Here is a 20,781-nt window from a genome sequence, read left to right on the forward strand (position 1 = left end):
CATAGAGATAATGTGAGCACACAACGTGTGCCCACAGGACGAAATTATCCAACCCAAACAAATTTGGCAATAAAGAGCAGTGAAACTACCGCAACAGCAGGGTTAATCTCTTTTACTCGACCTGTACAGAGTTTCATAATGCAATAACTAATGAAACCAAAAGCAATCCCTTCCGTAATCGAATAGGTAAATGGCATCATTGCAGTAGTAATAAATGCAGGTGTCGCTTCGGTTAAGTCGTCCCATTTAACTTCAATTAAACTTGAAGCCATTAAAATGCCAACAAACACTAAGGCACCAGCTGTTGCATAAGCAGGAACAACAGCTGCAAGCGGTGAGAAGAAGATCGTTAATAGGAAAAGCACACCCACAACAACAGCGGTTAAACCTGTACGCCCGCCAACAGAAACCCCTGAGCCACTTTCAATATAGGTACTGATTGCTGATGTTCCCATATAAGAGCCTGCCATAGCACTCACACTATCGACATAAAGTGCTTGTTTCATTTTTGGGAAACGACCTTGTTCATCTGCAATTCCAGCTTTGTTCGTAACTGCAATTAATGTACCTGATGAGTCAAATAAATTAACCAACATAAAGGAAAAGATAATTCCTAGCAGTGCGGTATCTAATGCCCCTGCGACATCAACTTGTCCAACGACAGCTTCAAGGCTTGGTGGAGTTGAAATCACACCTGAGAATTTGACATCAGGATCAAAGATTAACGCTAATGCCGTCACAACAACGATTGAAATTAACACACCTGAATGAATGCCTTTTGCAGCCAGTACCACGATAATAAAGAAGCCTAAAATGCCCATTAAGACTTTTGGATCGTGCAATTCACCTAAAGCCACTAAGGTCGCAGGGTTTGCGACAACGAGCCCCATATTTTTAAAGCCGATTAACGCAATAAATAAGCCGATACCTGCACCAATACCCACGCGTAAACCAAGTGGAATGGCTGACATAAACCAGTAGCGAACTTGCAATATCGTGAGGATAAATAAACCGACAGAACCCCAGAAGATTGCTCCCATTCCTGTTTGCCAGCTATAACCAAGTTTTTGTACGACAACAAAAGCAAAGAATGCATTCAATCCCATTGCAGGGGCGAGTGCGATAGGAAGGTTACTGAACAACCCCATTGCAATAGTTCCGAATGCTGCGATTAAGCAGGTGGTAACAAAGACAACTTGGGTATCCATACCAGCCACACCTAAAATAGATGGGTTGACGAAAACGATATAAACCATCGTGAAGAATGTGGTAATCCCTGCCACAATTTCAGTTTTGACATTACTGCCTTTTTCTTTCAATTGAAACAAACGTTCAAGCATAGTGCCTCTTAATAAAATAAAGAATTTCAGGAAATAAGATGGAAATGAAATTGACGAAGGCAACCGATAGTGCTAAATGCACAAGAAGATAGGAAGTCTTGGCTATTTCGTTCAGAGTGTAGCCAAAATCTTAGGATTACTCAAGGGATAGAATGTAAAATACGTAATCGTTTGCTTATTTAAGCATTATTCTACAAAATAATGTGGTACAAAGTGGTTATCATTCCCTGTAATTGCGGTAAAATCTTCTCGAATACCTATACCACAAGCAGTATCCCCAACAATCCAAGAGCCTATAACTGGATACATTCCATCAAAGCAAGGGATTGCATATTTTTGTTGAAATACATAGGGGGCTGTCCTAGATAACGACTAAAAGCTCTATTTTAAGTTAAAATAACCAAATGAGAAAAAGTCGTTTAAGTCAGCATAAACAAAATAAACTCATTGAGCTGTTTGTGGCAGGTGTCACTGCTCGAACAGAGCGGTTGAGTTGGTAAATATAAATAAAACGACAGCAGCCTATTACTTCTATCGTCTGCGATTGCTTATCTATCAAAACAGCCCACATATGGAGATGTTTGAAGGTGAAATTGAAGCCGATGAAAGCTATTTTGGCGGCACTCGCAAAGGTAAACGAGGTCGTGGAGCTGTGGGTAAAACCGCTGTATTCGGGCTTTTAAAGCGTGATAGTAAGGTGTATACCGTCGTTATCATTTTTCAACTCTCTATAATTGAACTAGGATTTATGTACCATGAGTGATGAAAAACTTTGTGATACAGGCATGATTTCAATGCTATTTACATTCACATGATTAGGTTGTTGATTCAGCCACAATACTATTTCTGCAATATCTTCGGGTTTTAAATACTCTACATTTTCATAAAGTTTAGATACCTTTTCCTTATCACCTTTAAAGCGGACATACGAAAACTCAGTATCACCACATAACCCCGGTTCGACATTACTCACACGTATTGCTGTCCCAATTAGATCCGCTCTTAAATTTAAACTAAATTGTTTCAAAAAAGCCTTCGTCCCCCCATAAACGTTACCTCCTGGATAAGCATATGTGCCAGCTATTGATCCCAAATTAATAATATGCCCAGTATTTCTTTCTACCATTCCTGGTAAAATCAAATGGGTTATAGTAACCGCCCCTTTGATATTGGTATCAATCATTTGGTACCAATCATCTAAATCTGCTTCATATGCAGCATCTAAACCTAATGCCAAACCAGCATTATTCACTAATAAATCGACATGTTTCCAACAATCTGGTCGATTATTTAGAGCATGAATCGTTTCATCTGCATTACGAATATCAAAAGCAAGCGGAAAAAAATGATCTGGGAATTCATCTTTTAACATCTTTAACCGTTCAATGCGTCTCCCTGTACCAATAACTCTATAACCTGCCTGAATCAACGTTCGACAAATAGCTAAACCGAATCCAGAAGTTACTCCTGTTACCAATGCTGTTTTCATAATTCCCCTCCCTAAATACCATAGGTAAAAAAATATTGAAGGATAAAAATTGACTATGAGTTATTGTCACCCTCTCTCAATAGTTTTGCGATTGCATTACGATAAGTGATCTCTAAGCTCTCTCGACTTGTCGCCATAACACCTTGATCATTTAAGAACCCATCATTAACATCATAGACCCAACCATGAATAGAGAGTTTTTTTCCCCTCTCCCAAGCTGATTTAACAATAGTTGAACGTCCCAAATTATAAACCTGTTCCGCTACATTCAAACGAACTAACATATCCCCCCTATGTTCGGGAGATATTTTTCCAAGAAGATGGCTATGTTTAAACCATAGATCTCGAATATGCAGTAGCCAATTGCTAATTAAACCATGATCTTCCATTCCAATTGCAGCCTTAATACCGCCACAGTTGGTATGCCCACAAATAATAATATGTTCGATATCCAGCACATCCACAGCATATTGTACAACTGAAAGACAATTTAAATCGGTGTGAATGACAAGATTCCCCACATTTCTATGAACGAATAGTTCTCCTGGCTCTAATCCCGTCAACTTCTCCGCAGGAACTCGACTATCTGAACATCCAATCCATAAAAAACTAGGTTTCTGATGTTCTGCTAGCTGTTTAAAATAATCTGAATGCTCATCTTTCATTTGAGTTGCCCAAGCATGATTATTTGCAAACAGACGTTCAATTTTTTTCATAAATTCCCATTTAGTATAAAAAAACAAACCCCAAATTTTAAATTGGGAAAGAACAATTCTTATTCAAAGATTAATGAATAAAAAGGTTTTCATCTTATTATGAGTACTCATATCCGTCAAATTTAATCAATAATTAAACTCAACGAGCAGAGAGATCCCCATAAATGGATAGAACATTATATAGTAAGTTTTATCCCTCCAATAAATCCAATATGCTATAGCAAAATAGCGGGGAAGCTCCTACAAGTCTAATCTGATCACATAAGTATGATTGAATTTTACTGCTTTCATGTAGCATCTACCACGTTTTTTGTTTAAGATGAAACACAATAATTTCTTTCAACAAGTAAAACATAATGTCATCAAATGAACTTCTTCGCTGTGAAAATATCAGCAAATTTTACCAAGAGGGCGAAAATGCTACTCAGGTGCTTAAAAACGTATCCTTTTCAATGAATGCAGGCGAACTTGTGGCGATTGTTGGTAGCTCTGGCTCAGGCAAAAGTACCTTGTTACACACTCTTGGCGGTTTAGATCAACCTAGTGACGGCGAGGTGTTTATCAAAGGGCAATCATTGCAAAAGCTCAGTAGCAATGCCCTTGCAAAACTACGCAATCAACATCTAGGCTTTGTCTATCAATTTCATCACTTAATGGCGGATTTTTCTGCGTTGGAAAATGTGATGATGCCAATGTTAATCGGACAACAAAATAAAACGGAAGCCAAAGATCGTGCCGAAAAGATGTTACAAGCGGTAGGATTGGCTCACCGAATTACCCATCGACCTTCGGCGTTATCGGGCGGTGAACGCCAGCGTGTCGCGATTGCTCGTGCGTTGGTGAATAACCCTGCGTTAGTCCTTGCTGATGAACCGACCGGTAATCTCGACCAAAAAACAACCGAGAGTATTTTTGAGCTAATTCAGCGTTTAAATCAAGAACAGCAGATTGCTTTCCTGTTAGTGACCCACGACTTGAATTTAGCCCACAAACTAAACCGCCGTTTAATTATGCAAGACGGCGTATTGCGTGAGGATAACTAATGAGTACCCCATTTTTTATCAGTTGGCGTTATCAGCGTGACAAACAGAAAAATCGCTTGGTGTCATTGATTTCGCTCTTTTCTAGTGTCGGCATTGCGTTGGGCGTTGCGGTGCTGATTATCGGCTTAAGTGCGATGAACGGCTTTGAACGAGAGCTAAATCAACGAGTGCTTTCCGTTGTTCCTCACGCTGAAATTATGGCGTATAACGAAAGTAAATCAGCGACCATTGCACAAGGTGATCGCCTTGAGCATATCGTAAAAGATAACCCAAATGTGACCGCTTTATCGCCGTTTGTCAGCTTTACTGGCTTGATTGAAAATGGTAGCCAGCTAAAGATTGCACAGGTTCGGGGAATAGATCCAACCAAACAAGAACAAGTGAGCCAGCTCACCCAATTTATTCCGCAAGATCAATGGCAAGCGTTCAAGCAAGAGGGCGGTTTAGTTTTAGGGGCTGGAATTGCTCGTTCTCTGGACATCAACGTTGGCGATGAAGTCACTCTGTTATTGCCACAGCCAACCGACGACGGCAAATTGGCCCAACCTTTGCGTTTTAGCTTAACGGTGACGGGTATTTTGCGTTTAGACGGACAACTTGATCACAGTTACGCACTGCTTCCGATTGCAAAAGCCCAAGAACTGTTAGAACTGAAACCAAGCCAATATACAGGCATTGAATTAGCGGTGAAACAGCCGTTTCAAGTCAGAGAGATTACCTTCCCTGAATTAGCGAATTACCCACAGCAACTATATATGCAAACGTGGATTGATAAATTTGGCTATATGTACAACGATATTCAACTGATCCGCACGGTGATGTACATTGCGATGGTGCTTGTGATTGGCGTGGCGTGCTTTAATATCATTTCAACTTTAGTAATGGCGGTCAAAGACAAACAGGGCGATATTGCCATTCAGCGAACCTTAGGGGCAAACAACCGCTTTATTCAACATATTTTCCTTTGGTACGGTTTAATTTCAGGTATGAAAGGGGCGTTATCTGGCGTGGTGTTAGGCGTGATTGTGTCAATGAATTTAACTGCAATTATTAAATGGTTTGAAAGTGTAATCGGAATGAAATTGCTCTCAGACGGGGTCTATTTTATTGACTTCTTACCGAGCGAAATTCATTGGCTAGACATTGTTTGGGTACTTCTCGCCACCCTAATTTTAAGCCTAATTGCAAGCCTTTATCCTGCAATTAGAGCGTCTAAATTAGAACCAGCGAAGGTGTTGAGTGGGTATTAAATACTTTTAGAGTATGACTATTTAGAACGGAAGTTATATCAATCCCAACACCTTCCGCCCATTCACACTTGCTATGTTCGCCATCTCTTCGAGGTTGGTAAAACGGCAGCCGGCGGAAAGTAGGCTAAGTTCTTGCCACATATCCCCCTCACAAAGAGGAACCATATAGTCACAGATATTATCTGTACCAATTGCTACAGTAATTCCCTCTGGGATCATCTCATCAGCAGGCGTTAAAGCATTATGGAATGGTAAAACTTCATCTTTACGAGGGCTATCAATCCACGCCATCGGACAAGCAATCATCATCATATCAACGGCTTTCATTTTCTTATAAAGCATCTGACGATACTCTCTCGGGTGAGCGCCGATTGAAATCCCGTGAATAGCCACCACACGCCCTTGCATTCCGTGTTCCACCGCTTTATCACACAGTTGCTCTGTTTCTTTCTCTTTAGGATTGTTAAATTGATCGACGTGAACGTGCAGCATTTTACCTTGTGATTTTGCGGTATCCATTAAAATATCCATCGCTTCTAAGCCTTTTCCGTAGTCCAATTCATCACGATAAGGTAAACCGCCAATCATATCTACCATTTCTGAACCAATATCAAACCACTTGCGAGCATTAGGTTCGATTACACCTTTTAAAGTTTGATTTGCAAAACGTAGAATAATATCGTTTTTATACACTTCGCGTGCTTTATGTGCTGCCAAAATCGCACGGTCTTCGCAGACTTGGTCAATATCAACGAAAGTCCCAAAGGCAGTTACCCCTTGTGAAATCATCAACTCAATCGCTTGGCTAAAACGGCGGTAATAATCTTCTACGCTTGAATTTCGTTTGACTTCATCAACTAAATCCCATTTCTGTTGTAAATTGGCATTTTGATAAATTTTGATTTTCTCAGGTGTCATAGTGAATGCTCTATCTGCGTGCGCGTGGGAATTAACCCAGCCCCCTTTTTTAATCACTTCATCACGAATATGGCTTTTTAAAGTACGAATTAACTGGCTCATTGCTTATCCTCTAAAAATATGGGCAAAAAAAAATCTCAAAACGAGATCTTCTAGAAATGGAAAAATAATGCGATAAAAAAACAGCCAAACTTCGTTGGATAGCGAAGTTCAGCTGAAAAAGTGTGTTGGATACTGTTATATGATTTGGTTGCATTTCTAGTTCCTTTCTTGGCACTAGGACTACATTTTATCTTGTTTTTCTTCTCAATGCAAACGTTTGCTTTAAATAAAGTATCAAATTTTAAGCGGTCGGTTCTCTTAATAATTTTTCAATTACTCGAGAAACGGCAAAAAAGCCAAAAGTGGCAGTAACCATAGTCGCTGCACCAAAACCATTGGCACAATTCATTGTTGCAGACACTTCACAGCCCTCTCTCATTTTAGGGAAAATCAATGGCTGAGTAGAGAATACACAATCAATACCAAATTTACGTTTAGGGTTTTGGCTGAAATTATACTCTTTTCGCAATAGGCTACGCACCTTAGACGCTAGAGGATCTTGAATAGTTTTACTTAAATCCGTGATCTGAATTTGCGTTGGATCAGTTTGCCCACCTGCACCGCCTGTGGTGATTATCTTGATTTTATTACGCTTACAAAATGCAATTAACGCTGCTTTCACCTTAACGCTATCAATCGCATCAATCACATAATCATAATCTCTTAACAAATAATCAGTTAAATTATCCAGTGTAAGAAAATCATCAATGATCGTCACTTCACATTCAGAATTGATTTTAGCGATCCGCTCTTGCATCACTTCCGTTTTCAATTTACCGATCTCGCCCGACATTGCGTGGATTTGGCGATTAATGTTGGTGACACAAATATCGTCCATATCAATTAAGGTTAATTTACCAATACCTGAACGAGCCAACGCTTCCACCGCCCAAGATCCGACACCGCCAATCCCAATCACACAAATGTGCGATTGACGTAATTTGGCTAATCCTTCAGCTGTATAAAGGCGACCAATTCCGCCAAAACGTTGTTCGTAGTTGTCTATTCTTGCCATGTTAATCCTTTAGCTCTACATAAACTACTTCGAATTTGTTGAGGGTTAATGCAACTTCATCGTTGGTCTTAAAAAACGATTAATTCTGCCTACCAACATAATCAACCCTGTTTTGACACAGCCATGTAGAGCCACTTGGTGCATACGATAGAGTGAAAGGTATGCCATACGGGCGATCTTCCCTTCAATAAACATTGAGCCTTTAGTTAAATTCCCCATTAGACTACCTACTGTACCAAAACGAGAGAAAGAAATTAGCGAACCTTTATCATCAAATATAAAAGCCTTTAAAGGTTTGTTTTCTAATTGTGCTAAGATATTTTTACCACAAACCGTTGCCATTTGATGTGCAGCTTGCGCTCTTGGCGGAACAGGCTTACCATCTGCTTGTAGCAAAAAGGCACAGTCACCAATCACATAGACGTTCTCATCAGTTAATGTCTGTAAAGTATCTTTGATTGCAATTTGGTTAATACGATTAGTTTCAAAGCCAAATGTTTTTGTTATTTCAGGGGCTTTAACACCTGCCGCCCAAACCATCAGATCTGCTTTAAAGTTTTCATCATATTTAGTAACTAATCCCTCCGCAGTTGCACGAATAACAGGAGTATTGGTTAACACATCTACACCCAATGCACGTAACTCTTTAATTGCAGATGCCGATACCCTTTCTGGTAACGCAGGCAACAAGCGTTCTCCTGCTTCTAATAATGTCACCTTCAAGCTAGTATTATCTAACTTACCATATCCATAAGAATTTAAATGTTTAACCGCATTATACAGTTCTGCGGATAACTCAATACCTGTAGCCCCGCCACCAACAACAGCGATATGAACTTCTTTTTCATTATTATTTGAAAATTTCAAAAACAATTCCATCATACGTTTATGGAATACTTTTGCTTGCTCTGAACTGTCTAAGAAAATACAGTGTTCTGCAACACCAGGCGTATTAAAATCATTTGAGCGACTTCCGATTGCAAGAACCAATTTATCATAGACAATGGTACGTTCCGCTACTAATAATTCCCCCGCCTCATCATAGATTGGGGCTAATACAATGATTTTTTCTGCTGGTTTAACTTGAGTTAATGTGCCTTGACGAAATTCAAAGTGATGATTTTTCGCATGAGCACGATAACTTAAAGCATCAGTACCATCATCTAAAGAGCCTGCTGCAACTTCATGAAGTAACGGTTTCCATAAATGGCTAATATTTTTATCCACCAAAATAATATTTGCCTTTTTCTTTTTACCTAATTTGTTACCTAAATAAGTTGCAAGCTCTAATCCACCTGCACCGCCGCCAACGATAACGATCGTTTCCATTGTTTGCTCCGAAATGAATAAATATTAAAACTAAAGGCATTCTAAACCTTAGCTACTGAATGATCTAGGTAGATTTACAAATTATTTCAGTGGAATAAATAAATAGATATTTGATAAGTTTTGCACAGGCAAATGATGTCAAGTCAAAAAAGGTGAAAAAATCTTGATTTTTTTACATTTTGCCTCTAGTCAAAATGTAACATATTGATTTTAAAAGAAAAGTTATTTTATGTACAATCGTAAACCCGCATCAAAAACCCTATGAATTATCAAGGGTTTGGCGTGTTTTAAAAAAGTAATCCACAAAGTTATCCACAGGCTTTGTGGATAGAAAAGCCTTATTTTTTCACTGATTTTATGAACAGTAATGAGGGGCGATGTTGAAGATCTTTAAATTCATTGTGCCATTCAACTTGATCGGCAAGCATAGGCTCTTCCACTTGCTCAATGGTGAAATTGCTTTGAATAAGGGTATTTAAAATAGTGGCGGTAGTGCGGTGGTAAGTTTTAAAAGATTGCTGAAACCAATTACGATCACGCTCACCTTCATCACGGTAATAATTTAGGCGGTATGCGACTTGTTGCTTATTGATTTTTTCCCAACGCTCACCTTCTTTAAAACAAGTTACAATCGGGTGTTCTTGCGAAAAAATCAGTTGCCCTTGTGGTTTTAATTTGGCAGAAATCTGCGTTAATAAGGCAGATAAATCTTTTATATAATGAAAAGCAAAAGAGCTTGTCACCAGATCAAAATCGCTTTCTGCTATGGTGGATAAGACTTCCATCGGTAAGCAATAAAAGCGGTAAGCGGTCGGATCAACCCCGTTTTTTGCAAAATCTTTTTCAGCTTGTTCAAGCATAGATTGAGATAAATCTAAGCCTACAACCTGTTTCGCCCCCATTGCCATATAATGCAGCAAATGCCCACCAGCCCCGCAACCTAAATCCAGCACTTTTTTTCCGTTCAGATCAGGTAAAAGCGAAAACATCGTAGGCTTTTCCACCACTTCATTTAGGCTTATCGGATTTTCACGCAGTTTAAGATAGCGTCCAAAGAAAATCGGGTTGTCGTAGATGCTGGTTTTCATTTGCAAAAATCTCTCAAATCCTACCGCTTGTAAATATCTTCACCATCACGGCGAGTTTTCAAGATACGCAAGATCCAGACATATTGCTCTGGATTTTTTGGCACAAAGTACTCAATCACTTCATTCATTTGCCGTGCCGACTGTTGCTCATCACCTGCAAATTCAAGCGGTGGCAAAATTTCAATTTGATACACGCCTTTTTCCGCATTGTAAATCGGGAACATTGGGATCACCACTGCATTTGCCACACGAGCCATTTTCGCTAGCCCTGGCAATGTTGCTTTTTCAGTCGCAAAAAATGGCACATACACACTCAAGGCTTCACCGAAGTCTTCATCGGGCAAAAAATAACCCAAACACCCTTTACGCACATCATTTAAAAAGGGTTTAATCCCATTTTGACGGGTATGCATTTTACCGCCAAAACGTTCGCGAGTGCGATTCCAAAGCCAATCGACAAGGGGATTATGATGTGGGTTATACATTGAAACCATTGGCATTCCATAGGTATGCATAATAATCCCCGACGCATCAATCGACCAAGTGTGTGGCACGAGTAAAATCACGTTTTTCCCATTTGCTCTCGCTTCTCTTACGATCTCTAAACCCGAAAACTCACTACGTTTTTGAATATGTTCAACAGAACGCAACGCAATTTCACCAATTCCTAACATCGTTTGAGCGACAGTAATAAACATTTTTTCAATCACATCTGACCGCTTCTCTTCCGACCAATCAGGAAAACAGTAGCGTAAATTGCTATCCGCTCGATGATATTGCTTTTTCCCTTTCAGCTTTTTAGCAACGATTTTTCCGCCCCAGGTCGCCAGCTTATCACGCCAACGAAATGGTACATAAGCCAAGATCACTAGTCCCAACATTCCTAGCCAAATTCCCCAATATTTCGGGTGTAAAAAGGCTTTTTGAAACTGATGTTGATAACCTACTCGATATGTTTCACGTTCTGACATTCTTTTGCCCTATTTCTTACGGTCGATAATATTTTTCACCGCCAAAATCAATCCCAAACCAATAAATGCCCCAGGTGGTAAAATGGCTAATAGCAAGCCTGAATCTAAATGTAGCAGATCCATTCTTAAGGCTTTTGCCCAACTGCCTAGCAATAAATCCAAGCCGTCAAACAATGTACCGTTACCGATAATTTCTCGTATCGCCCCAAGCACCACAAGGCTTAACGTCATCCCCAACCCCATCGCAAAGCCATCAAAAGCTGAATGGGCGACACTATTTTTGGAGGCAAAGGCTTCCGCCCGACCAATAACAATACAGTTTGTCACAATCAACGGCACGAAAATCCCCAAGGATTGATATACAGGAAAGGCAAAGGCATTCATTAACAACTGAATAGTCGTCACCGCAGTTGCAATAATCATCACATAAATCGGAATACGGATATCGTGCGGAATAACCTTACGGAACAAGGAAATGATCGTATTTGTAATCGTCAAAACCAGTAAGGTGGCTAATCCTAACCCCAAAGCATTTGTGACATTATTCGACACCGCCAACAACGGACACAATCCAAGTAGCTGAACTAAAGTCGAGTTATTTGTCCACACACCTTGCGTAAATAAATTTTTCCAAACAGACGGCTCAACCGCTTTTGGTGTTTCATCTATTTGAGTAATAGGGATTTGGGTTTCTGTTGTCATAAATTTACTCGAACCGTTTTCCTTTAAAATAATAAATCTTATCTTGCTCGCTAATTTCTCGTAATACACGGCAAGGATTACCCACTGCAATGCAATTATCAGGAATATCTTTAGTCACAACACTACCTGCCCCAATCACCACATTATTACCAATAGTCACATTTGGCATTACCACCGAATTACCACCAATCCACACATTATTTCCAATGGTAATCGGCATTGCAAATTCAATGCCACTATTGCGTTTTTCCGCATCAATCGGGTGAGTTGCCGTGAATAATGAAACATTAGGGGCAAACATCACATTATCGCCAATGGTAATCTTGGCACAATCCAACATCGTACAGTTATAATTCGCATAGAAATGCTTTCCTAACGAAATGTTGTAACCATAATCACAACGGAAAGGCATCTCAATATGAAAATCGTCCTGCTCACAACGAAATAACCGTTTTAACAGCAATGTCCGTTCTGCAAGCCTACTTGGTTTAAGTTGAGCTAACTCAAAACATAAATCCTGTGCAGTTATTCTATCTTGTTTCAATTTTGGGTCAGTAGGATCATAAAGTTGTCCGCTAATCATTTTTTGATATTCACTTTGCATTATCGACAACTCTCAAATTGTTCAACCATCTCTGGCTTTTGCTTTAACTGAGTAATCACCCATTTTGCACTTTGGCGAACATTATTCACCACCGCTCTAGGCGTAATGGTCGCACCGGTAAACTGATCAAAGGTACCGCCGTCTTTTTTTACCGCCCATTCGCCTTCATTCTCCAAGCTAAATTTGCGGTTGGTAAAGCTGTAAATCCAATCATCAATTCGGGTTTCGATCTTATCCCCCAGCCCAGGGGTTTCTTTATGGGCAAGGGTTCGCACGCCTAATACCGTGCCGTCAGGCTGAATACCCATCAACAGCACAATATTGCCCGAATAGCCGTCTGGAGCGGTAGCTTGAATAGCGTAAGCGGTTAGATCCGAGCCTTTTTTTGCCATATAGATTTTATTTAAAAATGGGGCTTCAGGAAGTTTAACCACTTTGCAGGTTGCCAATAAATCATTATCAAAATGCACTTGTGGCACAACTTCTACCAATAATTGCCGTTGCTGTTCTGCCGTAACCACATCAATTCGACTTTTAGTCAGCAGATAAACGCCCGTTGAAACCGCCGTACATAGTAAGGCTATCGCTCCTAAAATCAGAGCGTAACGTGTGGTAATCACTGATGTTTTCATTGTCTCCGTCCTAATTTTGTACCGTATAAACGGGGTTGAGTATAGTGGTCGATTAACGGCACACAGATATTTGCCAACAAGACCGCAAACGCCACGCCGTCAGGATAATTGCCATAATAACGGATTAAATAAACCAACAAACCGACCAACGCCCCGAAAATCAGTTTACCTTTTGGTGTGATTGAAGCGGTGACAGGATCGGTTGCAATAAAGAATGCCCCGAACATCATCGCTCCACTAAATAACTGAGCTTGAGCCGTCCAGCGAGCCGTTTCCGACACAAAATCTGTCGCAAAGCTCAACAAGGCAAAAGTCCCCAACATCGCAACAGGAATTTGCCAATGAATAATTCGCTTATAAATCAATAATAAACCACCAAGCAAAAAGGCTAAATTCACTTGCCCCCAACCGCCGACCAACACATCTGCAAAAAGTTTGTCTAACTGAATACCTAAGGTCACATTATCTTTAATGCTACTCATCGCCTGTTTTGAGCCGTCTAACACTGTGGCAGACGATACGCCATCGACACTTTGAATAAGTTGATGAACGCTAAAGCCGTCCGTGGTGACATTCGCAAAAATCAGCGAAAAACTATCCGCTAACGTTGGCGGTTCGTTCAACAACGCCAACGGTGGCAACCACTCCGTCATCTGCACAGGGAATGACACCAACAACAACGCATAGCCAATCATTGCAGGGTTAAATAAATTCTGCCCCAAACCGCCATAAACGTGCTTTGCCAGCAACAACGCCACAATCACGCCAATCACAATCACCCAATAAGGTGCATAGGGCGGAATAGCCATCGCCAAAATTAATGCGGTCAAAATCCCCGACAAATCCGCCAAATAGAAAGCGGTCGCTTTACCACGCAATTTTGCAACGGCAATTTCAATTACCACCGCCAAGCCAATCGCCAAGCTCGCCTGAATGAATATCCCGTAACCAAAAAAATACCACTGCACAACCAACGCAGGCAACATCGCCCCAATCACCCACAGCATAAAATTTGCCGTCAGGTTGTTGGAATGCGTATGGGGGGAACTGATCATTTTAAACATCAAATGTTTCCTTTATATCGTCTAAATTTGCTAAATCTTCGGCAAATGCATATTAAATTTAATCGTGAGCATTCGGATTGCAATTACCGTCGTTACCGTTGCCACATCAATCCAATTACTTTCAAACCCAGCATCACGGAACAAAATAAAAATAATACCACCAACAAGACTTGCGGTCACATACACTTCTTTTTGTAAAATGATCGGCACTTCGTTGCGTAAAATATCTCGAATAAGCCCACCAAAACAGCCTGTTACACCGCCTAATGCAACACAAATTAACGGGTGCAAGCCAAAATCCAGCCCTTTTTGCACACCAATTACAGTAAACACCCCTAACCCAATCGCATCAAAAATCAACAAGCCTTTTTTCCAATAATCACGGTCGATCTGATTTTTCAAAATTGCCACAATCACCACCGCCACTGAAATCATCAGCACATAAATCGGCTGTTTCATCCAAAACACAGGGGTGCTGCCAATCATCACATCTCGCAAGGTTCCACCGCCCACGCCTGTCACAAAAGCTAACACAAACATACCGAAAATATCCATTTTGTGCTGGCGTGCCGCAATCGCCCCTGAAATCGCAAAAACAATAGTACCAATCAAGTCTTGAATAAACAAAAACGACCACGGAAATGGGGGAAATAATTCGTTCATTTGTGTTCCTTAATTATTAGTTCATTTACTTGTGTCACTTTCATAACAATAATATATGTAGCAACTGTGTTTACACACAAAAAAGTTATTCAATTTTGACCCACAGATTCTGTGGATAAGTAGCGTGTAGCGTCCCATTTTTCATTGCGTCTAACCAACGCATTCATAATGGTTAGCAGTTTACGCATACACGCCATAATAGCGACTTTCTTCGCTTTGCCTTTTGCAACCAATCGGGTGTAAAAGGCTTTAAAAACAGGTTCAAAGCGAATTGCCGATAGTGCTGCCATATATAAGGCATTACGAACAATCGCTCGACCACCATAGCAAAAGGATTTTCCTTTCCATTGACCGCTTTCCTGTGGATGCGGAATAACGCCAACGAGTGAGGCAATTCTTTTGCTGCTTAGCTTGCCTAATTCCGGCAGGCTTGACATCATCACGGCGACGCAATTTTTGCCAACGCCTTTGATGTCTGAGATAAGGTCAGCTTTATCACTAAAATGCTTACTTTGGTCGTCGATATCTTTATCAAGTTCGGCGATTAATTTATCAAGCATTTCAATGTGTTGTTGGATATTGTCCAACTGGGTTTCGTGGCTTTGTTGCAAACGATTTAGCTCTGCTACTCGCATATCGACAAGCTGACGACGGCGAACCACAAGGGCTTCCAGCTGTTCTTCTTGCTCAGAAAGCGGAACATACAACTGATGCTCTACTTCGCCTTTAAGCTCACAAGTGAGCCCATAGAAAGCGAGATTAACCGCATCTTTTGCATCGGTTTTGGCTCTCGTTTGAGATTTTGCAAACTCACTGGCTTTCAGTGGATTAGCAATAAATACACGATAACCTGCTCGAGCAAGGGCTTTTGCCACGGGGATTTCTAATCCACCCGTTGCTTCAAGCGTTATCAGAGCCACATTAAACTGGCTTAAATAGTCCAAGGTATGTTGAATACCTTTGGCGTTATTGGTTTCGGTTTTGGTCTTTTTCTGATGGGAAAAACCAATCACGAAATTGCGTTTAGCAACATCAATACCACAATAAATCGGAGCGTTCATCGGTAACCTGCCTTGTATTCGGGTTTATATTTCAACTGTTCGGTTTTGCTGATGAAGTTATCCACGCCTACGCTACAGAACGAGTTTTAGCTCTAGGGACACCCAAGCTGTGGATAACGTTATGGTTTATGTTGCTAGTTTACTATAATTTTAATATACAAGGGACACACTGCGTGTGTCCGAAAATCAACGTTGTGGGGGTTTAACTAATACGGACACACGCAGTGTATCCCTACTATGCTATTTCTGAGCCTCTTTTTTCGCTTTCGCTCTTGCAATCGCTGCCGCAACTGCTGCTTTTCTTGGATCTTCCGCAACTTCAGCTTTTGCAACATTTTCATCAGAAACCACCGCTTGCTGTGCTTCTTTCTTCGCTTTTGCTCTGGCTAAAGCTGCCGCAACTGCCGCTTTGCGTGGATCATTCCCCTCGCCCGCTTGCGGGAGAGGGACAGATTCAAGCGACGTAATGTCGCGAGAATCAGGGAGAGGGCTAACTTCCACCTGCTTCGCCAACCGTCTTGCCTTACGTTGTGCCATCAATTCGCTGTTATCTGGCTCACCGTTGGCTTTGGTTTGAACTGGGGTAGCCGTTTCTGCTTTTTTCGCTTTTAAGCGTTCAAGTGCTGCTTTAACCGGGTCTTCACCTTGGCTATTTGCCACTTCTTCACGACGTTTTTCAGCAGCTTGTTGAATACGCGCCGTGCGAGCTTCTTTCTCTTTATTTAAACGGGCTTCACAAGCTTCAAAACGGATCTTCGCTTCTTCCGCTTGTTTGGCTTTTTGATCGACTTCTTGGATCTTGGCTTTTTCTTGGCGGAAATACTGAATAAGCGGAATGTAACTAGGGCAAACGTAGGCACAAACACCGCACTCTATACAAGCATCTAAATGGTATTCCTTTGATTTATCGTGATCTTCTGCACGGGCAAACCAGTAAAGTTGTTGCGGTAACAATCCCACAGGACAAGCATCAGAACAGCTTGAACAACGAATACAATTTCGCTCTGGTTCTGGCGGTGCATATTCAAAGTGATCAGGGGCGATAATACAGTTTGCTGTTTTGGTAACCGGTGATTGTAGTGACGGCAAAATAAAGCCCATCATCGGTCCACCTAAAAAGACAGGAAAACGTTCATCCGCTTGATAATCCACTTGTTCAAGCAAATGCAAAATCGGCGTGCCGAGCCTTGCCCAAACGTTGCCTTTATTGCGGATTTTATCGCCCGTCAGCGTCACCACTCGCTCAATTAACGGCTCATCGTCCATTACCGCACGTTTTACTGCAAATGCCGTTCCGACATTGTGCATCACAATGCCCATCTCAATGGTTCGTTTACCTTGCGGAATTTCTAGCCCTGTCAGTACTTGCACCAACTGATCGCTTGCCCCCGACGGATATTTAGTCGGGATCACTCGCACGCTAATATCATTTGCACCTTTTAATGCCTTTTCGACCGCTTGTATCGCTTTCGGTTTATTATCTTCAATAGCAATCACCACGTCTTCAGGGCGAAGCACATAGCGTAAAATCCGCACACCTTCGATCATCTCATCGGCATAATCTTGCATTAAACGATCATCACAAGTGATATAAGGTTCGCATTCTGCACCGTTAATAATCAACAACTTACAGCGTTTATCGGCAACATGTAATTTGTGTGATGTTGGGAAGACCGCACCGCCTAAGCCTGCGATCCCAGCTTGGTAAACTTTTTGAATAATCTGACCGCTTGTTAGGCTTAAAAAATCATCAATCGGCTGACGTTCGATCCACTTATCTTCGCCGTCCGTTTCAATCACAATGGTTAATTCGGGTAAGCCAGACGGGTGTGATGAAACGTGGGGCTGAATAGCGACCACTTTTCCTGAAGTCGGACTGTGAACAGGTAGTTGGCGATAATTATCCCCTTTTGTTAAGGCTTGCCCTTTCAGCACCAAATCCCCTTGCTGAACAATCACGTCCCCAGCCGTTCCCGAATGTTGCAACACAGGCACATAGAAAAATTTCGGCAGATGTAACGAACGGATCGGCTTTTGGTTCGACTGTTTTTTCATTTCAGGCGGGTGGATACCGCCAGGGAAATCCCATAACTTTCCTTCACGAATACGGCTTAATACATCAGCTTGCATTACTTCCCCCCAACCACAATTTTCTTTTCAACTTCAGTGGTATTCACAATCGGGATCACCAAATTCGCATCAAATTTCCAGTTCCAGTTTTGTGTCGTTTGTTTCACTTTTATCATTTCAATACAATCAGTCGGGCAAGGGGCAACACAGAGTTCACACCCTGTACAAAAATCGGCAATCACCGTATGCATCGCTTTGTTTGTCCCGACAATCGCATCAACAGGGCAAGCTGCAATGCATTTGGTACAGCCGATACACAGTTCTTCGTGAATATACGCCACCTTTGCCACGGGCTCTTCGCCTGATGTTTCAGGTACATCAACCCCAAGCAATTCAGCGATTTTCACCACCGTTGCTTGCCCACCCGGGATACATTTCGTAATGTCATCGCCATTTGCCACCGCTTCCGCATAGGGCTTACAACCAGGGTAGCCACATTGCCCGCATTGACTTTGTGGTAGCAAAGCATCGATCTGTTCAACAATTGGATCGGCTTCAACTTTCAGCTTAACCGATGAATAGCCCAGCATCGCCCCAAAAACCAAGGCAATCGCTGCAATCGCAAGTAAAATATAGAGAATAATGGAATGATCGAACATTAGATTTTTACCAAACCTGTAAAGCCCATAAAGGCTAATGACATCAACCCTGCGGTAATTAACGCAATGGACGCACCTTGAAAGGCTCTAGGCACATCTGCCGCGACTAACCGCTCACGCAAAGCTGAAAAAAGCACTAAAACTAATGAAAACCCTGCCGCTGCACCGAAGCCGTAAAGCACAGACTGCACAAGATTATTAGATAAATTCACGTTCAACAACGCCACCCCTAATACCGCACAGTTAGTAGTAATTAATGGCAAATAGATACCCAGTAAACGATAGAGAGCAGAGCTGGTTTTGTGTACGATCATTTCAGTTAATTGCACAATCACCGCAATCACCAAAATAAAGACCAAGGTGCGTAAAAACTGAGCTTCAAGGGGAATAAGCAGACAGGTTTCGACCAAATAAGCAGAAAGCGAAGCGACCGTCAAAACGAAGGTTGTCGCCATACCCATACCGATAGCCGTTTCAACCTTTTTCGACACGCCCATAAACGGACAAAGCCCCAAGAATTTCACAAGCACGAAGTTATTGATTAACGCCGTACTGATAATTAACAGAATATACTCAACCATTTAACCCACGAATTTATCATCAGAAAATCTAAAAAATGTCGTGTATTATCGGCTTTTTTGCTGTAATGAACAACCTATTTACATCAACTCACTTACAAGCGGTCAGGGCAAGATCGCATACAATGCATTTCAATTTGCACCTTGCCGAAAATCTTGCTAAAGTGCGGTACAATTTGGTGCGAATTTAATATTAGGAAGAACAAATGAGCCAAGAATACTTAGATTTTGAATTACCTATTGCAGAATTGGAAGCCAAAATTGAATCGCTACGTTCTGTCGCCGAACAAGACGATAAAATTAATCTTGATGATGAAATTGCACGCTTGCAAAAGAAAAGTGTGGAATTAACACAAAAAACCTTTGCAAATTTAGACGCTTGGCAAGTTTCCCGCATGGCGCGTCATCCAAACCGCCCTTACACCTTGGATTACATTGAACACATTTTTACCGATTTTGAAGAACTTGCCGGTGATCGAGCCTTTGCTGATGATAAAGCGATTATCGGCGGCTTGTTTGATGAGCTACGGTTATTGTTAATCAAATGATTTGTTAAAAAGAGAGGTTATTTTGACCGCTCTTTTAACGTTATAAAAAAGATATTTATTATTAAAAAGGAGTTCATATGAAAAACCTGATTTCTATTCAATCTCACGTCGTGTATGGTTATGCGGGTAATAAATCCGCAACCTTTCCAATGCAACTGCTCGGAGTGGATGTATGGGCTTTGAATACCGTCCAATTCTCCAACCATACGCAATATGCCAAATGGACTGGTATGGTGCTACCCAAAGAACAAATCGGCGAAATCGTGCGTGGTATTGATGAAATTGGCGAATTACATCGCTGCGATGCGATCATTTCTGGCTATATCGGTTCAGCTGATCAAGTCGAAGAAATTGTTAATGCGGTTAACTATGTTAAACAACGCAATCCAAATGCGGTTTACCTCTGTGATCCAGTTATGGGACATCCAGATAAGGGTTGTATCGTAGCAGATGGTGTAAAAGAAGGTTTGGTTAAAATTGCCATGAAAGCGGCAGATATTATTACACCAAATTTAGTTGAATTACGTGAATTAAGTGGTTTAACTGTTGATAATTTTTCCCAAGCAATTGAAGCAGTTAAAGTAATTCTAGCTCAAGGCCCAAAAAAAGTGTTGGTTAAACATTTGAGTAAAGTTGGACAAGATCCGACTAAATTTGAAATGCTACTCGCCAATCAAGAAGGCATTTGGCACATTAGTCGCCCGTTACATACTTTTGCTAAAGATCCCGTTGGCGTGGGCGATTTAACTGCCGGATTGTTTATGGCGAATTTGTTAAACGGAAAATCCGATATTGAAGCTTTTGAACATACCGCCAATGCAGTGAATGAAGTGATGCAAATAACTCATGATTCTGGGCTTTACGAGCTACAAATTATCGCGGCTAGAGAATTTATCGTTAATCCGCGCAGCCATTATCAAGCGGTAAAAATTGCTTAAT

Annotated in this window: 21 protein-coding genes and 3 pseudogenes; 6 read left to right on the forward strand and 18 right to left on the reverse strand. The window is 41.2% G+C overall.

Going from position 1 to position 20,781, the window contains the following annotated elements; all coding sequences use genetic code 11:
- Positions 1-44: 44 nt before the first annotated feature.
- Positions 45-1,340 (reverse strand): NCS2 family permease, encoded by a 1,296-nt coding sequence (locus J1G47_RS10935; RefSeq protein WP_021114391.1) that lies wholly within the window; start codon positions 1,338-1,340, stop codon positions 45-47.
- A gap of 186 nt (positions 1,341-1,526) precedes the next feature.
- Positions 1,527-1,691: pseudogene (locus tag J1G47_RS10940) on the reverse strand (glutathionylspermidine synthase family protein); the annotation flags it as partial.
- 53 nt (positions 1,692-1,744) lie between these two features.
- Here J1G47_RS10940 and J1G47_RS10945 point away from each other — a divergent pair.
- Positions 1,745-2,055: pseudogene (locus J1G47_RS10945) on the forward strand (IS1595 family transposase); the annotation flags it as partial.
- Between the two features lie 24 nt (positions 2,056-2,079).
- Here the strand turns inward: J1G47_RS10945 and J1G47_RS10950 are convergent.
- Both J1G47_RS10950 and can read right to left on the reverse strand, forming a co-directional pair.
- Positions 2,080-2,829 carry an SDR family oxidoreductase gene (locus J1G47_RS10950; protein ID WP_010786500.1) on the reverse strand — a complete coding sequence of 250 codons (750 nt, stop codon included), beginning with the start codon at positions 2,827-2,829 and terminating at the stop codon, positions 2,080-2,082.
- Positions 2,830-2,882: 53 nt separating this feature from the next.
- Positions 2,883-3,545, reverse strand: a complete 663-nt coding sequence (can, locus tag J1G47_RS10955; RefSeq protein ID WP_005712827.1) for a carbonate dehydratase — start codon at positions 3,543-3,545, stop codon at positions 2,883-2,885.
- A 356-nt stretch (positions 3,546-3,901) separates the two neighbouring features.
- Between can and lolD the strand changes: the two genes are divergently transcribed.
- Complete coding sequence (gene lolD, locus J1G47_RS10960; RefSeq protein ID WP_021114396.1) at positions 3,902-4,588, forward strand: lipoprotein-releasing ABC transporter ATP-binding protein LolD; 687 nt, start codon at positions 3,902-3,904, stop codon at positions 4,586-4,588.
- Complete coding sequence (lolE, locus tag J1G47_RS10965) at positions 4,588-5,838, forward strand: lipoprotein-releasing ABC transporter permease subunit LolE (protein WP_160403275.1); 1,251 nt, start codon at positions 4,588-4,590, stop codon at positions 5,836-5,838. Before lolD ends, lolE begins: the two co-directional genes overlap by 1 nt.
- A gap of 33 nt (positions 5,839-5,871) precedes the next feature.
- On the opposite strand, the gene J1G47_RS10970 is transcribed toward lolE, so the two are convergent.
- From J1G47_RS10970 to rsxA, 14 genes are all read right to left on the reverse strand, one after another.
- Positions 5,872-6,858, reverse strand: a complete 987-nt coding sequence (locus tag J1G47_RS10970) for an amidohydrolase family protein (protein ID WP_010786502.1) — start codon at positions 6,856-6,858, stop codon at positions 5,872-5,874.
- Between the two features lie 241 nt (positions 6,859-7,099).
- Positions 7,100-7,873 carry a tRNA cyclic N6-threonylcarbamoyladenosine(37) synthase TcdA gene (tcdA, locus tag J1G47_RS10975; RefSeq protein ID WP_160416322.1) on the reverse strand — a complete coding sequence of 258 codons (774 nt, stop codon included), beginning with the start codon at positions 7,871-7,873 and terminating at the stop codon, positions 7,100-7,102.
- A 45-nt stretch (positions 7,874-7,918) separates the two neighbouring features.
- On the reverse strand, positions 7,919-9,202 hold the full coding sequence (locus J1G47_RS10980; RefSeq protein WP_160416754.1) for an NAD(P)/FAD-dependent oxidoreductase: 1,284 nt from the start codon (positions 9,200-9,202) through the stop codon (positions 7,919-7,921).
- A gap of 338 nt (positions 9,203-9,540) precedes the next feature.
- Entirely contained in the window at positions 9,541-10,290 is a 750-nt protein-coding gene (locus J1G47_RS10985; RefSeq protein WP_026916397.1) for a class I SAM-dependent methyltransferase, read from the reverse strand.
- Positions 10,291-10,310: 20 nt separating this feature from the next.
- The gene (gene lpxM / locus J1G47_RS10990) at positions 10,311-11,261 is read right to left on the reverse strand and encodes a lauroyl-Kdo(2)-lipid IV(A) myristoyltransferase (protein ID WP_010786506.1); all 951 of its coding nucleotides are present in this window, start codon (positions 11,259-11,261) and stop codon (positions 10,311-10,313) included.
- 9 nt (positions 11,262-11,270) lie between these two features.
- Positions 11,271-11,963, reverse strand: coding sequence for an electron transport complex subunit E (locus J1G47_RS10995; RefSeq protein ID WP_010786507.1), 693 nt, complete (start codon positions 11,961-11,963; stop codon positions 11,271-11,273).
- A gap of 4 nt (positions 11,964-11,967) precedes the next feature.
- Entirely contained in the window at positions 11,968-12,567 is a 600-nt protein-coding gene (locus tag J1G47_RS11000; protein ID WP_010786508.1) for a sugar O-acetyltransferase, read from the reverse strand.
- Positions 12,567-13,199, reverse strand: a complete 633-nt coding sequence (rsxG, locus tag J1G47_RS11005; RefSeq protein WP_207326637.1) for an electron transport complex subunit RsxG — start codon at positions 13,197-13,199, stop codon at positions 12,567-12,569. The genes J1G47_RS11000 and rsxG overlap by 1 nt, the downstream gene beginning before the upstream one ends.
- Positions 13,196-14,263 (reverse strand): electron transport complex subunit RsxD, encoded by a 1,068-nt coding sequence (rsxD, locus tag J1G47_RS11010; protein ID WP_207326638.1) that lies wholly within the window; start codon positions 14,261-14,263, stop codon positions 13,196-13,198. Before rsxD ends, rsxG begins: the two co-directional genes overlap by 4 nt.
- A gap of 30 nt (positions 14,264-14,293) precedes the next feature.
- Positions 14,294-14,926 carry a trimeric intracellular cation channel family protein gene (locus tag J1G47_RS11015; protein ID WP_005712807.1) on the reverse strand — a complete coding sequence of 211 codons (633 nt, stop codon included), beginning with the start codon at positions 14,924-14,926 and terminating at the stop codon, positions 14,294-14,296.
- Between the two features lie 89 nt (positions 14,927-15,015).
- Entirely contained in the window at positions 15,016-15,987 is a 972-nt protein-coding gene (locus J1G47_RS11020; protein ID WP_012621529.1) for an IS110 family transposase, read from the reverse strand.
- Between the two features lie 240 nt (positions 15,988-16,227).
- Positions 16,228-18,117, reverse strand: a complete 1,890-nt coding sequence (gene rsxC / locus J1G47_RS11025; protein ID WP_160429066.1) for an electron transport complex subunit RsxC — start codon at positions 18,115-18,117, stop codon at positions 16,228-16,230.
- Complete coding sequence (gene rsxB, locus J1G47_RS11030) at positions 18,117-18,716, reverse strand: electron transport complex subunit RsxB (RefSeq protein ID WP_160429065.1); 600 nt, start codon at positions 18,714-18,716, stop codon at positions 18,117-18,119. Before rsxB ends, rsxC begins: the two co-directional genes overlap by 1 nt.
- Positions 18,716-19,297 (reverse strand): electron transport complex subunit RsxA, encoded by a 582-nt coding sequence (gene rsxA / locus J1G47_RS11035; protein ID WP_207326639.1) that lies wholly within the window; start codon positions 19,295-19,297, stop codon positions 18,716-18,718. The genes rsxB and rsxA overlap by 1 nt, the downstream gene beginning before the upstream one ends.
- Positions 19,298-19,332: 35 nt before the next feature.
- On the opposite strand from rsxA, the gene J1G47_RS11040 reads away from it, so the two are divergent.
- From J1G47_RS11040 to pdxY, 3 genes and pseudogenes are all read left to right on the forward strand, one after another.
- The gene (locus J1G47_RS11040; RefSeq protein WP_015939880.1) at positions 19,333-19,485 is read left to right on the forward strand and encodes a hypothetical protein; all 153 of its coding nucleotides are present in this window, start codon (positions 19,333-19,335) and stop codon (positions 19,483-19,485) included.
- 15 nt (positions 19,486-19,500) lie between these two features.
- Positions 19,501-19,809, forward strand: a pseudogene (locus tag J1G47_RS11045) (acetyl-CoA carboxylase carboxyl transferase subunit alpha); the annotation flags it as partial.
- Between the two features lie 110 nt (positions 19,810-19,919).
- Positions 19,920-20,780, forward strand: a complete 861-nt coding sequence (gene pdxY / locus J1G47_RS11050) for a pyridoxal kinase PdxY (protein ID WP_005713507.1) — start codon at positions 19,920-19,922, stop codon at positions 20,778-20,780.
- Position 20,781 lies beyond the last annotated feature (1 nt).

The organism is Glaesserella parasuis (assembly GCF_017352235.1).
GTDB lineage: Bacteria > Pseudomonadota > Gammaproteobacteria > Enterobacterales > Pasteurellaceae > Glaesserella > Glaesserella parasuis.